Here is a 15,928-nt window from a genome sequence, read left to right as displayed (position 1 = left end):
CTGCAGCCACGCCAAAGCCAATTACAAGGAGCACCACCATGACTACCATCCAGCGCACCGCCGTCCTTACCGGGGCAACCTCCGAGCGGGGCATCGGCCTCACCACCGCCCGCCGCTACGCCAGCCAGGGCTGGGGCGTAGTGATCCTGGACCTCGACGGTGAAAAGTCCGCCAAGACCGCCGCCGAAATCGGCAACGAGTTCAACGTGCCCGCCTTCGGCCATGAGATCAACGTCGCCGACGAAGCCTCCGTCACCGCCGCCCAGGCGGCCGTCGCCGCCGAGGTGGCCGCCGGAAACCTGCCGCCCGTAGGGGCCCTCGCCAACATCGCCGGCATCACTTCACCCGTGCCCTTCCTGGAGACCACCCTGGAGCTGTGGCACAAGATCATGGACGTCAACGCCACCGGCACGTACCTGGTGACCAAAGCGTTCCTGCCGGACATGATCGACAACGGCTGGGGCCGCATCGTGAACATGTCCTCCGTGTCCGCCCAGCGCGGCGGCGGGGTGTTCGGCAAGGTTCCCTACTCCGCGGCCAAGGCCGCCATCCTCGGCTTCACCAAGGCCCTGGCACGCGAACTGGGCACCACCGGCGTTACCGTCAACGCCATTACCCCGGGCGCCGTGGACACCAACATCCGCGTGGGCAGCACCGAGGAGCAGGAAGCCGCGATCAACGCCGGCATTCCGCTGGGCCGAAACGCGACCACAGAAGAGGTAGCCGCCGTGATCACCTTCCTCTCCTCCGAGGATTCGGCATACCTGACCGGCACCACCGTGGACATCAACGGCGGAAGCCACATGCACTAAGAACTGCCAGGTAAGTAAACGGACGCCGGAGAGCCCACCATGACAAAGATCTTCAACGACCCCTCGGAATTTGCAGAGGAAGCCCTGGCGGGTTTCTGCGACGTCCACTCGGACCTGGTCCGCCAGGTTCCCGGCGGCGCCGTCCGGCGCTGCCGCCCGGCCCAACCGAAGGTCGCTGTCCTCGCCGGCGGCGGTTCCGGACACTACCCGGCCTTCGCCGGACTGGTCGGAACAGGCCTGGCCGACGGTGCCGTCGTCGGAAACATCTTCACCTCGCCCTCCGCCCAGCAGGCCTATGCCGTGGCCAAGGCTGCGGAGTCCGGCGCTGGCGTCGTCTTCACTTACGGCAACTATGCAGGTGACGTGATGAACTTCGGCATGGCCAGCGAGAGGCTGGCCGCCGAGGGCATCGCCGTGGAGAACGTCGTGGTGACGGATGACATCGCCAGCGCGCCGCCGTCGGAATCCGCAAAGCGGCGAGGCATTGCCGGGGACTTCACGGTCTTCAAGGTCATGGGCGCCGCCGCTGAGCGCGGCGACAGCCTTGGGGACGTGGTCCGCCTGGGACGCAAGGCCAACGAACGGACCCGCACCATTGGCACCGCCTTCGCCGGCTGCACCTTTCCGGGCGCCGAAGCCCCGCTGTTCTCCCTGCCGGACGGGCAGATGGGCCTCGGCCTCGGCATCCACGGCGAACCCGGCCTCCACGACACGGACCTGCCCTCCGCGAAGGAACTCGGCCAGGAGCTTGTGTCCCGCCTGCTTGCCGAAACACCTGAGGGCGCCGGGGACAGGATCGCAGTCATCCTCAACGGCCTGGGCTCCACGAAGCACGAGGAGCTCTTTGTTCTGTGGGGTACCGTGGCGCCGCTGCTGCGGGCTGCCGGCTGCACGCTGGTGATGCCGGAGGTGGGGGAACTGGTCACCAGCCTGGACATGGCCGGTGCTTCGCTGACCGTCACGTGGCTGGATGAGGAACTCGAGCCGCTGTGGATCGCTCCGGCCGAGACGCCCGCGTACCGGCGCGGCAACGCGGGCCTGCCGGCGGGGAGCTTTTCAGGAAAAGCAGCGTCCGACGGCGGTGCGGCCTCCACGGAGTTTGTTGCCACGGATGCCTCCCGCAGCTATGCAGCGGCATGTGTTGCGGCCATCGACGCGGCCCGGACTTCCCTGCATGATGCGGAGGAACACCTGGGCCGGATGGATGCGATCGCCGGAGACGGCGACCACGGACGCGGCATGGTCCGGGGCGTGGACGCCGCCGCAGCGGCAGCATCCAGCGCACTGGAGCAGGGAGCTGGGGCCGGTGACGTTCTCGCCGCAGCCGGGGATGCGTGGGCGGACAAGGCCGGTGGAACGTCAGGGGTGCTGTGGGGAGCAGGGCTGCGTGCCTTCGGCGAGGCGGTGGGCAACAGCACTGCGCCCGCTGGCATGGAGCTGGCAGCCGCGGTCACCGCCTTCGCCGGCCGGATCGTGGAGCTGGGCAAGGCCGAAACAGGCGACAAGACCATGGTGGACGCGCTGCTGCCGTTCGCATCGACCTTCCGCTGCCTGGTATCTGAAGGGACTGTCCCCGGCCAGGCCTGGCAGGATGCGGCCCGCGAAGCAGCGGCCGCTGCCGCTGCAACCGCGGACCTGCTGCCACTGAAGGGCCGGGCCCGCCCGCTGGCGGAAAAGAGCCTTGGCACGCCGGATCCCGGAGCGACGTCGCTGGCCATGGTCTTCGCCGTTATGGGCCCGCACTTTACAAACACTGCGGCAGCAGCAGGAACCGCATACGCCGGCAGGGAATCGGTTGGGGCGGAAGCATGAGCACCGAAGGAAACAACATGGGGCTGCGGCTTATCGTGGGCGCTGACGAGGCAGGCGTGGACTACAAGGACCGTGTCCTGGCGGACCTTCGCAACGATCCCCGCATCAGCGAGGTCATTGACATCGGGGTCAACCGGTCGGACGTTCCTGAGGACTTCGCCAAGCCATACCCCTACGTGGGGATCAGTGCCGGCGAGATGATCCGCGACGGCGCGGCGGACCGGGCCATCCTGTTCTGCGGTACCGGAATCGGCGTGGCCATCGCGGCCAACAAGGTGGAAGGCATCCGGGCGACAGCGGCACACGACTCCTTTTCGGTGGAGCGCTCAGTGCTGTCCAATGACTGCCAGGTGCTCACCATGGGCCAGCGGGTGGTGGGCATCGAGCTTGCGCGCCGGCTGGCTAAGGAATGGATAGGTTATACCTTCGACCCCGCCTCCGCGTCTGCCGGCAAGGTCAAGGTCCTGACCGACTTTGAGGCCTGCTAGCCGGGCCCGGACCGGGAGAGCGCCATGGAGAGGTACCGCTATCACGACTGGAGCCGGCTGATCGGAACCCCGGTGGAAGTCCGGAAGGACTTTGAGCTGGTCCGGGCCGGCGTGGTGGATGACGCCATGCACGATTCCTCCGCACTGTGGCTGGCAGCCGACGCGGCCGGTGGCCGGGCGTTGTTTGCCGCCGCAGAGGGCTACGAGGTTTGGATCAGCCCGCGCGAACTGGGCGGCAAGCTGTGTTACAAGATGGCCCGGATTCAGCTGGCGGCACCTGGGCGCACCGTCGGCTAGGCCCACTGGCACCCCTTGAGTCAACGGCAGGCAGGCTTCATGAATGGCGGCGTATGGTGCGGCCACGGGTAGGCTGGAAAGACCGTTTGGCAGTGGGCGGCCATGTTGCCATGGCTTATCTGTTGTGTCCTGAAGGGAGCCTTGTGATGAACGCCGATGTTTCAGAAGGCACAGTCTTCGCCGATGTTGCCGTGCACCTGCAGGACCTGGTCCTCGCAGAACCTGATGTGGGGCGGCTCCTCGACAAGGTGGCCGCGTACGCCGCCGCACGGCTCGGCGGTTCGGGCGGGACGCTTTCCTGCACCATCAGGCTGACCCGGCCCAAGAAACCCGTTGCGGTGGCAGCCAGTGACTCCCGCGCCAGGTTGTTGGGCCAGCTTGAAGGAAAATACGGCGGCGGGCCGGCCACCACGGCTGCCCGCAGCGCCGGTACGGTGGCGGCTCCGGACCTGAGCCGGGAAGAACGCTGGCCGGAGTATGTCCGCTCGGCCCGCAAGCAGGGCGTCCTCTCCGTGCTCAGTATTCCGTTGGACCTTGAAGGCGGCAGCGAGGGAATCCTTACCCTCTTTACCGGGCTTCCGGACACGTTCGGAAGTGAAGCCAGGGCGGCAGCCGAGGCCTTTGTCCTTCAGGTATCAAAAGGTTTGACGCTTGCCCTGCGGATAGCCAGGCTCCAGGACACGAGGGATGGGCTGAACGCGGCGATGCAGTCGCGGACCGTCATCGATCTGGCCACGGGAGCAATTATGGCCCAGAACCGTTGCGGCCAGGCGGAGGCGTTCAAGGTCCTGCGGGAGGCATCCAACAGCAGGAACATGAAGCTTCGGGACGTTGCCTCCGTGGTGGTGACCTCCGTGGCGGGCGGCTCGGCAACTTTCACCTATTTCGACGAGTAGGGATCCTGCGGCTTTGCGTGCACCCGCGACAGCGGCGAGTCGCTGAAGGGTGCCCTGAGGGACAGGTCCGCGCCGGCACAATGCTCATTGATCGCCTGCGAAAGTGCGTCCCTGTCCTTCTCCGGCAGGCAAAGCGTGCCTGAGCAGTAGTCCCGCATGTCCTGCTCCGAGGCGTTGCCGCCCAGTGCCACATAGTCCAGCCACAGCCCGGCGAGATCGAGGTTGTGCCTCTTGACCACTGCGCCGGTCAGGGCCTGCTGGTCTGCTTCATCCATCGTCCTGTCCTCGCCTTGTCACGCATGAAGCCCTTGGAAGTCTTTCTCCCAAGGGCTTCGAAGCGGAGCGCCGGCTGGATGGGCGGAATTGCAGAATTTTTTTGTGGACAGTGCGCAGCACCTGCCCGGGTCATGCTGCTATCCTTCGCACTCCCGGCAGTATTTCTTGCCGTCTTTTTCCCGGGCCAGCTGGCTGCGGTGGTGGACGAGGAAACAGGACATGCAGGTGAATTCGTCCTGCTGGACCGGAACCACCTGGATCAGCAGTTCCTCGTTCGAGAGGTCGGCGCCGGGCAGTTCGAAGCTGTCCGCGAGGTCCGTCTCGTCAACATCGGGCGTGGCCTCACGGCGGCCCGGCTTTTCGGTCTTCAGCTCTTCCAGGGCGACATTCGGTTCTTCCTCCGGCGTCACCCGCGGAGCGTCGTAGTCAACTGCCATTGATGCATTCTCCCGTACAGCTGTTCTGCCCAGATTGTTCCGGACAGAGCGGAAACCCGGAGTGGTCCCTACTTATTCCCGCCCTGCCCACGGTACCCCGGGAGTACCCGAACTGCCCGCCCTGGCGGGTACCGCCTTCGTGCTTTCAATCAGTGACAAGCCATGACGGATCCGGCCCGGGCGAGGAAGTCGGTTAAGAGGGCGGTCCGGCAGGAACCTTGCGCCGGATGTAGTGGTAGGTAGACTGGGCTACCTACCACTACTGCCGGGAGTCCAAGATGTCCACCCCTAACGCGGCCACTGCGCCGCGCCGCCCTGCCCGCGCATTGTTGCTGGACGCCGCCGCCCGCCTGTTTTACGCCAACGGGGTGGCAGCCACCGGCATCGACGCCATCACGTCGGAAGCCGGGGTTGCCAAGAAGAGCCTCTACAACAACTTCTCCTCGAAGGCGGAGCTGGTCGCAGCGTACCTGGAAGCCCGGCACGAGGAATGGTTTGGCCTGTACCGCACCCGGCTGGAAGAAGCGGACAACCCGTGCGGCAAGATTCTGGCGGTCTTCGATGCCTACACGGACCATGCCAACCTTGCCTATGAACACGGCTTCCGGGGGTGCGGCCTCCTTAACGCCGCAGCGGAACTTCCGGCAGGCGATGCCGGCAGGGTGGCGGTCCGCCGCCACAAGGAGGAAGTCGAGGAACTCCTGGCAACACATGCGAGGGAACTGCTGCCGGGCGAAGAGCAGCGCGCCACGGAGCTGGCAAGGCACTTGTCCTTCCTCCTTGAAGGCGCCATGGCCAGGGCAGGACTCGAAGCCAGGGATGCGCGGCTCCAGGACGCCCGGAACATCGCTGCCCGGATGCTGGAAGACCTGTGACGGCGGCACCCGGCCACAGCACCGCGCCGATGTGGGGCGCCCTGTTTGTGGTGGCGGCGTCCATGCTGTGGGGGACCACCGGCACGGCTGCCACCTTCGCGCCGTCCGTCAGCCCCCTCGCCATCGGAGCCGTGGCCATGGGAGTGGGCGGGTTGCTGCAGGCCGCATACGCGGCCAGGCATATCGCGGCGGAGTACAACGGACTACGGCAGCACTGGCCGCTGGTGGCACTTGCCGCTGCAGCTGTTGCCGTCTACCCCCTGGCCTTTTACAGCTCCATGCACCTTTCCGGCGTGGCGATAGGAACCGTCGTGTCCATTGGATCGGCTCCCATAACCGCGGCCTTAATTGAGCGGTTCGCAGACCACAAACCGCTGACTCCGCGATGGGCGGCTGGTGCACTGCTGGGTGTGAGCGGAGCCGCGCTGTTGTCGTTCGCCGGGCACAGCCCTGCCGGAGCCGGAAGCGCGGGTTCATGGGCGTCCACCGCCGGAATCCTCCTGGGCCTCGTGGCGGGCGGCACGTATGCCCTCTATTCGTGGTCGGCGCATCGGCTGATCGGCGGCGGTGTGACGTCGCGGGCGGCGATGGGAAGCGTCTTCGGGCTGGGCGGGCTGCTGCTCATGCCGGTCCTAGCCCTGACCGGCGCGCCGCTGTTTCTATCCTGGACGAACTTTGCCGTGGGCGCATACATGGCCCTGGTCCCCATGTTTGCCGGGTACGTGCTGTTCGGCTGGGGGCTGGCCCGGATCCGCGCGAGCACTGCCACCGGCATTTCGCTGCTCGAGACAGTCGTGGCAGCGGTCCTCGCCGTGCTGGTCGTGGGGGAGCGCTTGCCGGCACTTGGCTGGCTTGGCGCCGCCGTCGTACTGGGGAGCCTGTTCATCCTGACGCCGGGCACCCGGCGCAACAAAAGCCGGAAGCGGGCACAGCCGTCAGCCCGTGGACTGCTCCCGCTGCCGCCTGGGGAACGGCCGGTTAAGGAAAAGGCAGGCGCCCAGCGCCAGCAGCAGGATTCCCACGACGACGGCGGCAGCGGCCTGGCTGCCGATCCCCGCCATGACGAGGACAAGGCCCAGCAGGCACACCACTGAGCCGGCAAAAAGGCCGGCGGGGACCCGCCGGGCGGGGTAGCCGGAGAGGAGCTCCATGGCCAGGTGGGGATCGTCAGCGATCAGCCGCAGTTCCAGCTCGTTGAGCAGCCTCCGCTCCTCTTCGGACATTGGCATGGCAGCCTCTGGATTCCATGGGACGCGGTATTGCTCTGACCGTAGGAGCCTTGTCTCAGTTAGTCAAGGGCAGGCGGCGGCCGTCGCGGAAGTAGCTCCCGGCGTCACAATTCCGTGAAATCGACGGACGGGAGTTGGCCCCTGAAGCGCGCTCCCGGAAGTTGGTGCCCGGCGGCAGCGCTCTCGCTTATATTGAGGCATGGCCACCCCCAGCACTGACGATCAGTTCCTGAAGCTGCACGACATGATCATCGGCAGCACCAACGTCAGCGGCTTCCTCACTGAAGTGTCCACGCTGGCCGCGGCAACGCTGACCGAGACCGCTGGAACCCAGATCGAGTGCGGAGTGACCCTCCGGCAGCGCAAGCGCAGTGCCACCGTGGCCGGAAGCAGCGAGCGCGCCCGGGAACTGGACAAGCTGGAACAGGTGCTGGGACACGGCCCGTGCCTGGCATCACTGGAAACCATGCAACCGGTGGTCCTCGCGGACGTGGACAAGGATCCCCGCTGGCCTGACTACCAGAAGGTGTTGGCCGACCACGGCTGCCGCAGCGTCCTCGGTGTCCCGCTCGCGCTGGACGAGAACCAGGCGGCTGCGCTGAATTTCTTCGCCGACGAGCCAGGCGTTTTTTCGGAGGGCGTCACCCGCAAGGCATCCGGGTTCGCAGACCTCGCCGGCCGGGCCCTCCGGCTCGCCCTGCGGATAGCGGACGCCCAGAACCTTGCCGATGACCTGTCCGCTGCCATGCAGAACCGCACCATCATTGACCTGGCGTGCGGGGTGGTCATGGCGCAAAACCGATGCTCGCAGGATGAGGCCATCACCCTGCTGACCAAGGCGTCCAGCCACCGGAACCAGAAACTGCGGGACGTAGCCGCGGAAGTCCTGGCGCGGGTAAACGGCGGCGCGGTCAGCACGCACTTCGAGCCCTGAACTCGGGATCCCTCCGGCGTGTGACACCTGGCGCATTTCGTCTGCACGCCGCCCTGCAATAATCTGAACCAACGGTTGTGCGCGGGGGTGCAAACGCCCGGTACAACAGGCAGCACTGTAAGTTCGGGCCCACCAGACAAGGCGGACACGCATGACGGCTTTCGACCAGCAGCACGCACCACAGCCAGCGAGGCCCGCAGGCCCTCCTGACCTGCCGGCCTCCGCGGCCCCGGGAACCGCTGCCCCAGACACCGCTGCCAGCGAACCCGTCGACCCGCACCTGCTTCAGCAGCTCGCTGACGTCCACGGGGTGGGCACCTCGTTCCAAGGCTGGGACGGGCTGCCCCACAGCGTGGCGGAGGAGACCCTCATCAAGGTGCTCGCAGCCCTCGGCGTAAAGGCGCACACCAACCAGCAGATCCAGGACGCCCTGGTGGAAGCGGAACTGGCGCCGTGGCGGCGGATGCTGCCTCCCGCCGTCGTGATCCAGCAGGGCGAACCCGCGCAGGTCCCGGTGCATGTGCGCGACGGTGCCACCGCCAGCGTGACCATTGCACTCGAAGGGGACGGGGGATCCCGGGATGCCGTGCAGCAGGACGTCTCAGTGCAGCCCCGGGAGGTTGACGGCGTCTCCGTTGGCCGCGCCACCTTCGCCCTTCCGCAGGACCTTCCTCTGGGCTGGCACACCCTGCACGCCGAGTCGGAGGGCGCCACGGCGTCCTCCACGCTGGTGGTGACGCCCGCAAAGCTGGACACCGCCAGGGAACTCGAAAAACGCCGCGGCTGGGGGCTGGCAACGCAGCTCTATTCCGTTCGGTCGAAACGCTCCTGGGGCATCGGCGACTTCGCGGACCTGGCCGATCTCGCCGCGCTGAGCGGCGCCCGGGGTGCAGACTACATCCTGGTCAATCCGCTGCATGCGGCCGAGCCGGTCCCGCCGGTGCAGCCATCGCCCTACTCGCCGTCCACCCGCCGGTTCTTCAACCCGCTGTACATCCGGATCGAGTCCGTACCCGAACTGGCCTACCTCCGGCCACGCAAGCGCGCCGCCCTGGAAAAGCTTCATGAGGAAGTGGCGGGACTGAACAAGGACGGCGGGCGGCTGGACCGGAACTCCGCCTACGCGGCCAAGCTCCAGGCGCTGGAACTGCTCTACCACACCCGCCGGTCGCCGGCGCGGCAGTCTGCTTTCGAAGAGTTCTGCAGGGCGTCCGGCAGCGGACTGGACGACTTCGCACTCTGGTCCGCCATCCGCGAGGACGTCGCGCCGGATGACCCGTTGTGGAGCGATCCTGACTTCGCGCTGGGCACCCCAAAGGCCGAGGCGCTGCGGCAGAAACTCGCCGACCGGATCGGCTTTCACCGCTGGCTGCAGTGGATTTGCGACGAGCAGCTGGAAAGCGCCCAGCAGGCGGCACTGCGGTCCGGGATGCGGCTGGGCGTGGTCCATGACCTCGCCGTCGGCGTGGACCACAGCAGTGCCGACGCCTGGACGCTCCGCGACGTATTGACCCCCGCGAGCAGCGTGGGTGCCCCGCCCGACATGTACAACCAGCAGGGCCAGGACTGGGGCCAGCCGCCGTGGCATCCCGCCCGCCTCGCCGAGGCAGGCTACGCACCGTTCCGGAACATGCTGGCCACCGTGCTCCGGCATGCCGGCGGCATCCGCGTGGACCATATCCTTGGCCTGTTCCGACTTTGGTGGATTCCCAGGGGCAACACACCGGGCGACGGCGCCTACGTGCGCTATGATCACGAAGCCCTGATCGGCATCCTCGCCCTCGAAGCCCAGCGGGCCGGGGCCGTGGTGATCGGCGAGGACCTGGGAACGTTCGAACCGTGGGTGCGGGACTACCTCGCTGCCCGCGGGATCATGGGCACGTCCATCCTTTGGTTCGAGTACGACGGCGATTCACCCCTTGCGCCCGAAAAGTACCGCACGCAGGCGCTCGCCAGCGTCAACACCCACGACCTTCCGCCCACGGCAGGTTACCTCGCCGGGGACCACGTGGCCCTCCGGAGCAGCCTTGGCCTGCTGGAGCGCTCCGAAGCCGAGGAACGCGCCGAGCACAACGCGTCCCTGGAAAAGATGTTCGCCCTGCTGCGGGAGCGGGGCTACCTGCCGGAGGGCGGTTCAGCCGCCGGCCCCGGTGACTACGGTGGCGCCTCGGAGGAACAGGCCATCGAAGCCTTGCACCTGCTGTTGACGCAGACGCCGTCGGTCCTGCTGGGCGTCGCCCTCGTGGACGCGGTGGGGGAGCGACGGGTCCAGAACCAGCCCGGCACCAACGAGGCGCTCTACCCCAACTGGCAGGTGCCGCTGGGCGGACCGGACGGCAAACCCGTACTCCTTGATAACCTTCCAGCCAATGCGCGGTTCAATGCCCTGCTCGCGGCGGTGGAGGAGGGCCTTCACCGCTGAATGATCCTAGGAGTGCCATGAATGAAGGACCGCCCGCACCGGCCCTGCAGGCCCGGCCGGTGAATCCGGCGGGCGTGGCCCGGTACTGGTGGTTGGGGGCACCGGGATGCTGGGTGGCCAGGTGGCCGCCGCATTCGTGGACCGCGGGAAAAAGGTCCGGGCCCTGATCCGGCCAGGCTCGGACCACAATTCCTCTGGAGGCACTATCCTGACCAACACCTATCGGCAGCAGCGGATCCTTGACGGCGACCCGTTCTTTGTCGCCTTCATCAACTGATCGAGGGGCCCAGGATGACAGTGACCACCGACAGGGTAGATGTCAGCTATAGCAGCTACCGTCTGGTTGACGACAACATTCCAACGATTCCCTCCCCACAGCAGCTGAAGGACTGCGACGGCCTCGTATGTCCCTTGGATGCCGGGGCGGTCATCCTCACCGGCACTGATACCGGTTTCATCACCGTCGGCGTGTCGTTGCTGGACTCCGAGCCAGAGTTCTCCCTCGATGGCTGGGAGGAGGCCGTCGACATCTCGATTTATGCCCCGAAAGGACAGCTGGCCGTGGATGGGTTCAACGAGACTCCTTCGCTGCCGGAACTCAGTACAGCCGGTCCAGGCTGGTACAGGGTTCGCTGTTTGGCGCGCGGCCGGTTGTCCGAATTCAACACCATTTCCCTGGAGTCAACGGAGGAACACCTACTCCTGGTATGGCCGGCACCGCCTACTCCTGAAAAGGTTCACCACGTAGCCCTTCACAGTGGTGATTCCACTTACGAATACCGTGGCGGCCGAACACTGAGTGAGCCAGACCGCGGTGTAAAAAAGATGTTCGACATCACACCGGACGGATAGGGACAGCGACGGGCTCGCGTAAGTCAAATGCCCGATAGTGAGGAGGCATGGCGGACGAACTGTTTCACCTGCTGAAACAGAACTGCGGACCCGCCCCGGAGGGTGGGCCCGCAGTTTTACCCGTCAGGAATGTGTAGCCGGAGTTGTCAGCCCGCGGTGATCATGTGGTTGGCGTGGTCGTAGCGGAAGGTGACCGGGCCGCCGTCGTGCTCCAGCATGATGTTGGCACCCGGGCTTGCTCCGCCCGCACCGTAGCTGACGTCCCAGGAGCGGTTCAGCGCCGCCTTGAACTCGTAGCTGCCGGCCGGCAGGTCGGAGACGGTCAGCTTCCACACCAGGTCTGCCGGGTCCAGGGCGAGCTGGGCCTGGTCGCAGGCCGGTTCCCAGTCGCCGGAGCAGCCGAGTTCGCTGTTCAGGCTTCCCGGCACGGACACCGCGCCGGGCTGCTGGGATGCGTATCCGGCGGTGATCACGTGGGTGCTGTTGTCGTAGCGGAACGTCACCGGACCGCCGGGGTGGCCGAGGACGATGTTCTGCCCGTTGAACTGGCCGTCCTTGCCGTAGTTTTCGTCCCAGCTGCCGTTGAGCGCTGCCTTGTACTCGTACTGGCCAGCCGGAAGGTCCACCGTCAGCCGCCAGATCCTGTCGGCCGGGTCCAGCGTCATCATCGCCTGCTTACAGGACGGCTGCCAGGGTTCGGCGCACCCCATGGCCTGGTTCAGGGAACCCGCCACCGTCACCGAGTCCGGCTGCAGCGCGTCGCCGACCCTGACTGTGCGGATATTGCTGGCGACGGTGAACCCGGGACCGGTCATGGTCGCCCGGTAGCGGATCTGCGTGCCGTCCGCGAACGCGGACACGTCATCCTTGACCGAGTACACGGGGGAGGAATCATCGGAGCCCACTGCCGTCCAGTCCCCGTTGTCCACGCTGCGTTCGAACGCCACCTGGAAGCTGGCTTTTTCCGGATCGGCGGTGGCACTGAGTTCCACCGTGCCCCGGACGCCGCTGCCTTCTTCCGGCTTCTGCAGGGTGAGGAGCGGTGCGGGGACCGCCGCCGTGCGGGCCGGGCTCGTGGCGGTGTGGCCACCGTTGTCCAGGACGGTGGCGCGGTATTCCACCGGAGTGCCGGCGTCCAGGGCAGCCACGTCGTGGAACACCCGGTACGGGGCGGTGTCGTCCGTGCCGATGGCCTGCCAGTTCCCGCCTGCCTGCTTTGCTTCGAAGGTGACCTCATAGAACGAGGCCCCGTCGACGTCGGCCGTCACCTTCAGGCGGCCGTTGTCGCCGGATGCCGCGGCAGGTTCCTGGAGCACGACGGCGGGCGCGGCCTTGGAGTGCGGGATCCGGCCAGAGGACTGGTAGACGACGGCGGACAGCGGCGGCACCGTCACGGCCAGCTTGCCGTCTGCCGAGGTCTTAACTTCGGCAGCCGCGTCACCGTAGACCCTGGTGTAGTTGCGCTTGCCGATGTAGGTGGGAATTTCTGCCGTCTGCGCCTGTTCGCTGTTGTTCAGCGCCACTACGTACTCGCGCTGGTCCTTGGCATCCGTGCGGGAGAAGGCGTAGATGCCGGCGCCCTCGGAGGCGTAACGGTGCTGGTGGGCCCCATTGCCCAGGGCGGGATGTTCCTTGGTGATCTTCGCCAGTTCGCTGATCCTGGCATACAGCGGGTGGCTGGTGTTGAAGTTGTCCGTGGCATGCGTCGCGTCTGTTCCCAGCAGGTCGTCGTCGAGGTATTCGGGAACCTGGCTGGCGAAGAGGGTCTGCCGGGCATCCTGGTCGCCGCCGGGGCCCGTGAAGCCCTGCTCGTCGCCGTAGTAGATCACGGGGTTGCCGCGGGAGAAGTACATCAGCTCGTGGGCCAGCCGGTCCCGGGCCATCTGTTCGGCGTCCGTTGAGCCCGGGTTGTCAGCTGCGATGAAGCTGCCGATGCGGCCCATATCGTGGTTGCCCAGGAACGTGGGAAGCTGGTAGACGTTGGAGTCGGCATCCGTGTACCAGTCGTCACCGGCGAAGAAGGTCTCCAGGGTGCGGGTGTCCTGGCCCCTTGACGCGAAGCTGCGGGCGGCGTCCTGGAACGGGAAGTCCAGCACCGCCTGCATCTGGTTCCGGGTGGTGAACTGCGAGGTGAAGCTCTTGGTGGTGTCGAACACCTCGCCGAACATAAAGAACTCGTCCTTGCCCTGTTCCTTGGCATAGTTCAGGACGTCAGGGCCGAATTCCTGCCAGAACTCGTTGTTCACGTGCTTCATGGTGTCGATCCGGAAGCCGTCCACACCAAAGTCGCCAATCCAGGTCTTGTAGATCTCCTTCATGCCGTCCACCACCGTGGGGTGCTCGGTGAAGAGGTCGTCGAGGCCGAAGAAGTCGCCGTAGTAAGCGTCCTCGCCCGCGAAGGTTGTGTCGCCCCTGTTGTGGTAGAGGGTGGGGTCGTTCAGCCACGCCGGGACTTTCAGGTCCTTTTCGCTCTCGTCCAGCACGGGCACGTAGGGGAAGGATGTGGCGACGTCGAGGGCAGGGAAGCTGCCTGTGCCTGCATAGTCGCGGTCATCGAAGACGTTGCCGGCAGCGTCCTGGTAGGGCACGGCGTCCTTGGACGCATATCCCTTGCGTGCGCCGTCCTGGTAGCCGATGACGTCCGCGGTGTGGTTGGTGATGATGTCGAAGTAGACCTTCATGCCGCGGGCGTGAGCGGCATCGATCAGGGCTTTCAGCTCGTCATTGCTGCCGAGGTGAGGGTCGATCTGCGTGAAGTCCGTGATCCAGTAGCCGTGGTAGCCGGCCGACTTGTCTTCCGGCTGGACCGCTTTGTTCTTGAAGCTTGGCGTGAGCCAGATGGAGGTAGTACCCAAGCCCTGGATGTAGTCCAGCTTGTCCAGCAGGCCGGCCAGATCGCCGCCGTTGTAGAAACCCTTCTTCGTGGGGTCGAAACCGGAGACCATGGGGTCGGAGCCCAGTCCGCCCTGGTCGTTGGCCTTGCTGCCGTTGCTGAACCGGTCCGCCATAACGAAGTAGAAGTTTTCGTCGGTGACCGGGGCGCGGAGCGAATGGAAGGCGCTCGCGGCGCCGGGGTCCTCCTTGGGGCCCGGGGCGGCATCGGCCGGGAGCACGGCGGCGGACACCGCGACGGCGGCTGCCACCAGGCTTGCCGCGCTCCGGCGGCACATGGTGCCCGCCCGGGCAGCGGGCGCTTTGGGTTGTCGGGATGTTTTCGGGGCTGGCGATGGATGGCGCGGGTATGCGCTGGCAGGGGTGCTGGGTAACAAGGCGTGAGACCTTCCTGGTGAGCGGCGCTGCTGTACAGGTTTGCCGTTGGGTTACGGCGAACGGCACGGATGCGGTTCACGGACACTAAGCCGCCGTGAACCACATCACACTGTAAGCGCTTGCATGCGATAACTCCAGCGTTTAGGAAAAGCCCTCAGCAGGAAGGTGTGTTGCGGTGGCTACCGCTCGGGGACGAGTGCGGTGGGGGAGGGGGTTGTGACATCGTGGATTACGGCACCGGGCAGGCCTGTGACGGTGTCCAATGCGAAGGTGGCCACGTTGTCTGACCGTTCATGGGCCACGTGAAGCCAGTTTCCCCGGACCAGGTGGTGGCGCGGCCAGTCACCGCCGCTGGCGACATCCAGGACCGGCAGGAGTTCGGTACCGCCGCCATTCACCTCGAGGGTGCTGACGATGTTGGAGCCCCGGACGCCGACATAGGCGAACCGTCCGTCCTGGCTGAGGCAGATTTCGGCAGCCGAATCGCCGGACTGGCTGCCTCCGGATGTTGCCGGGCCGCGGAACACCAACTCGAAAGTTCCCGCTTCCGGCCGCACGATGAAGACTTCCACCGAGTACTCCGAGACCACAAACACGTTCCCGTTTGGGTGCTGCACCAGGTGGCGGGGTCCGCTGCCGTATGGCAAAGCAACCTCGTGATCGGCCACCAGGCCGGTGCCTGGCTCATAGTTCCAAATGCGCAGGATGTCATGGCCCAGGTCGGTGGTCATGATGCGGCCGTCCTGAAGCATCAGGCTTGCGTGCGCCCTGCTTTGCCTCGGCTCGCCAGGAGAGAGGCTGGCGTGCGGGTCAACCGACGGTGGGGCGGGAAGCCGCCCGGTCATCCCGCCGTCGGAATCCAACTCATAGAGCAGGACCTGGCCGTCACCCCAACAGGCGGCAGTGACGAAGCGCCCCTGCGGGTCAACCGCAACATGGCAGGTTGCTTCGCCCGCGGCCTGCGATGCGCCCTGCGGCTCCAAGCCGAAAGCCCCGGTGCGGCGGTAAGCCTGCACCATCTTCCGTTGTTCCGCTACCGCATACACAACGGGCAGGCTCGGGTGGACGGCAACGAACGACGGCGACTGGGCCGTCACCGCCGTGCCAAGCCATTCAAGGCTCCCGTCCTGGTGCTCACGGAGGGCGCCGATGCCTTCAGCCCGGCCACCTCCGTCAGGAGTGTAGGTGCCGGTCCAAATGATGGTGTCGCTGGTGCCTGAGGTCATGGGTCCATCCTGCCAAAGAAACCCCTGCCCTTCGGTGGCAGCACGGCCTCGGTTAGCATCATTTTGAGTCCCGCTGATGTGTTCACCGGCCCACCGAAAGGG

At 66.2% G+C, this 15,928-nt stretch carries 15 protein-coding genes and 1 pseudogene; 11 read left to right on the top strand and 5 right to left on the bottom strand.

Features of this window, described 5'->3' with window-relative positions; genetic code table 11:
* The first annotated feature begins 38 nt into the window (after positions 1–38).
* From FDW83_RS11060 to FDW83_RS11040, 5 genes are all read left to right on the top strand, one after another.
* Positions 39–812: an SDR family NAD(P)-dependent oxidoreductase gene (locus tag FDW83_RS11060; protein WP_138138146.1), complete on the top strand. Its 774-nt coding sequence runs from the start codon at positions 39–41 to the stop codon at positions 810–812.
* Between the two features lie 39 nt (positions 813–851).
* Positions 852–2,624, top strand: a complete 1,773-nt coding sequence (locus FDW83_RS11055) for a dihydroxyacetone kinase family protein (protein WP_138138145.1) — start codon at positions 852–854, stop codon at positions 2,622–2,624.
* Positions 2,621–3,112, top strand: coding sequence for an RpiB/LacA/LacB family sugar-phosphate isomerase (locus FDW83_RS11050; RefSeq protein ID WP_305014686.1), 492 nt, complete (start codon positions 2,621–2,623; stop codon positions 3,110–3,112). Before FDW83_RS11055 ends, FDW83_RS11050 begins: the two co-directional genes overlap by 4 nt.
* Positions 3,113–3,136: 24 nt before the next feature.
* Positions 3,137–3,409 (top strand): hypothetical protein, encoded by a 273-nt coding sequence (locus FDW83_RS11045; protein WP_138138144.1) that lies wholly within the window; start codon positions 3,137–3,139, stop codon positions 3,407–3,409.
* A gap of 146 nt (positions 3,410–3,555) precedes the next feature.
* Positions 3,556–4,305, top strand: coding sequence for an ANTAR domain-containing protein (locus FDW83_RS11040; protein WP_138138143.1), 750 nt, complete (start codon positions 3,556–3,558; stop codon positions 4,303–4,305).
* Here the strand turns inward: FDW83_RS11040 and FDW83_RS11035 are convergent.
* Positions 4,290–4,580 (bottom strand): hypothetical protein, encoded by a 291-nt coding sequence (locus FDW83_RS11035; protein ID WP_138138142.1) that lies wholly within the window; start codon positions 4,578–4,580, stop codon positions 4,290–4,292. The genes FDW83_RS11040 and FDW83_RS11035 overlap by 16 nt on opposite strands.
* Before the next feature lie 138 nt (positions 4,581–4,718).
* Positions 4,719–5,018: a DUF4193 domain-containing protein gene (locus tag FDW83_RS11030; RefSeq protein ID WP_138138141.1), complete on the bottom strand. Its 300-nt coding sequence runs from the start codon at positions 5,016–5,018 to the stop codon at positions 4,719–4,721.
* A 278-nt stretch (positions 5,019–5,296) separates the two neighbouring features.
* Between FDW83_RS11030 and FDW83_RS11025 the strand changes: the two genes are divergently transcribed.
* Together FDW83_RS11025 and FDW83_RS11020 are read left to right on the top strand one after the other, a co-directional pair.
* Positions 5,297–5,893, top strand: coding sequence for a TetR/AcrR family transcriptional regulator (locus FDW83_RS11025; RefSeq protein WP_138138140.1), 597 nt, complete (start codon positions 5,297–5,299; stop codon positions 5,891–5,893).
* A 29-nt stretch (positions 5,894–5,922) separates the two neighbouring features.
* On the top strand, positions 5,923–6,987 hold the full coding sequence (locus FDW83_RS11020; RefSeq protein WP_138138249.1) for a DMT family transporter: 1,065 nt from the start codon (positions 5,923–5,925) through the stop codon (positions 6,985–6,987).
* Here the strand turns inward: FDW83_RS11020 and FDW83_RS19495 are convergent.
* Positions 6,943–7,116: pseudogene (locus tag FDW83_RS19495) on the bottom strand (DUF3040 domain-containing protein); the annotation flags it as partial. The gene FDW83_RS11020 and the pseudogene FDW83_RS19495 overlap by 45 nt on opposite strands.
* Before the next feature lie 205 nt (positions 7,117–7,321).
* Between FDW83_RS19495 and FDW83_RS11010 the strand changes: the two are divergent.
* The 4 genes from FDW83_RS11010 to FDW83_RS10995 all read left to right on the top strand — a co-directional run bounded on the left by FDW83_RS11010 (position 7,322) and on the right by FDW83_RS10995 (position 11,330).
* A complete protein-coding gene (locus FDW83_RS11010) occupies positions 7,322–8,056 on the top strand; it encodes a GAF and ANTAR domain-containing protein (RefSeq protein ID WP_138138138.1) in 735 nt (244 codons plus the stop codon).
* 151 nt (positions 8,057–8,207) lie between these two features.
* Positions 8,208–10,478: a 4-alpha-glucanotransferase gene (malQ, locus tag FDW83_RS11005; protein ID WP_138138137.1), complete on the top strand. Its 2,271-nt coding sequence runs from the start codon at positions 8,208–8,210 to the stop codon at positions 10,476–10,478.
* 88 nt (positions 10,479–10,566) lie between these two features.
* Complete coding sequence (locus FDW83_RS19755; RefSeq protein WP_240720956.1) at positions 10,567–10,755, top strand: NmrA family NAD(P)-binding protein; 189 nt, start codon at positions 10,567–10,569, stop codon at positions 10,753–10,755.
* 20 nt (positions 10,756–10,775) lie between these two features.
* A complete protein-coding gene (locus FDW83_RS10995) occupies positions 10,776–11,330 on the top strand; it encodes a hypothetical protein (RefSeq protein ID WP_138138135.1) in 555 nt (184 codons plus the stop codon).
* Between the two features lie 146 nt (positions 11,331–11,476).
* On the opposite strand, the gene FDW83_RS10990 is transcribed toward FDW83_RS10995, so the two are convergent.
* On the bottom strand, positions 11,477–14,500 hold the full coding sequence (locus FDW83_RS10990; RefSeq protein WP_138138134.1) for an alpha-amylase family glycosyl hydrolase: 3,024 nt from the start codon (positions 14,498–14,500) through the stop codon (positions 11,477–11,479).
* A gap of 279 nt (positions 14,501–14,779) precedes the next feature.
* On the bottom strand, positions 14,780–15,826 hold the full coding sequence (locus FDW83_RS10985) for a beta-propeller fold lactonase family protein (RefSeq protein ID WP_138138133.1): 1,047 nt from the start codon (positions 15,824–15,826) through the stop codon (positions 14,780–14,782).
* Positions 15,827–15,928: the final 102 nt, after the last annotated feature.

Source organism: Pseudarthrobacter sp. NamE2 (genome assembly GCF_005796205.1).
Classification (GTDB): Bacteria; Actinomycetota; Actinomycetes; order Actinomycetales; family Micrococcaceae; genus Arthrobacter.
Note: the sequence above shows the minus strand (reverse complement) of the source record. Positions and strands in the feature narration are given on the sequence as shown.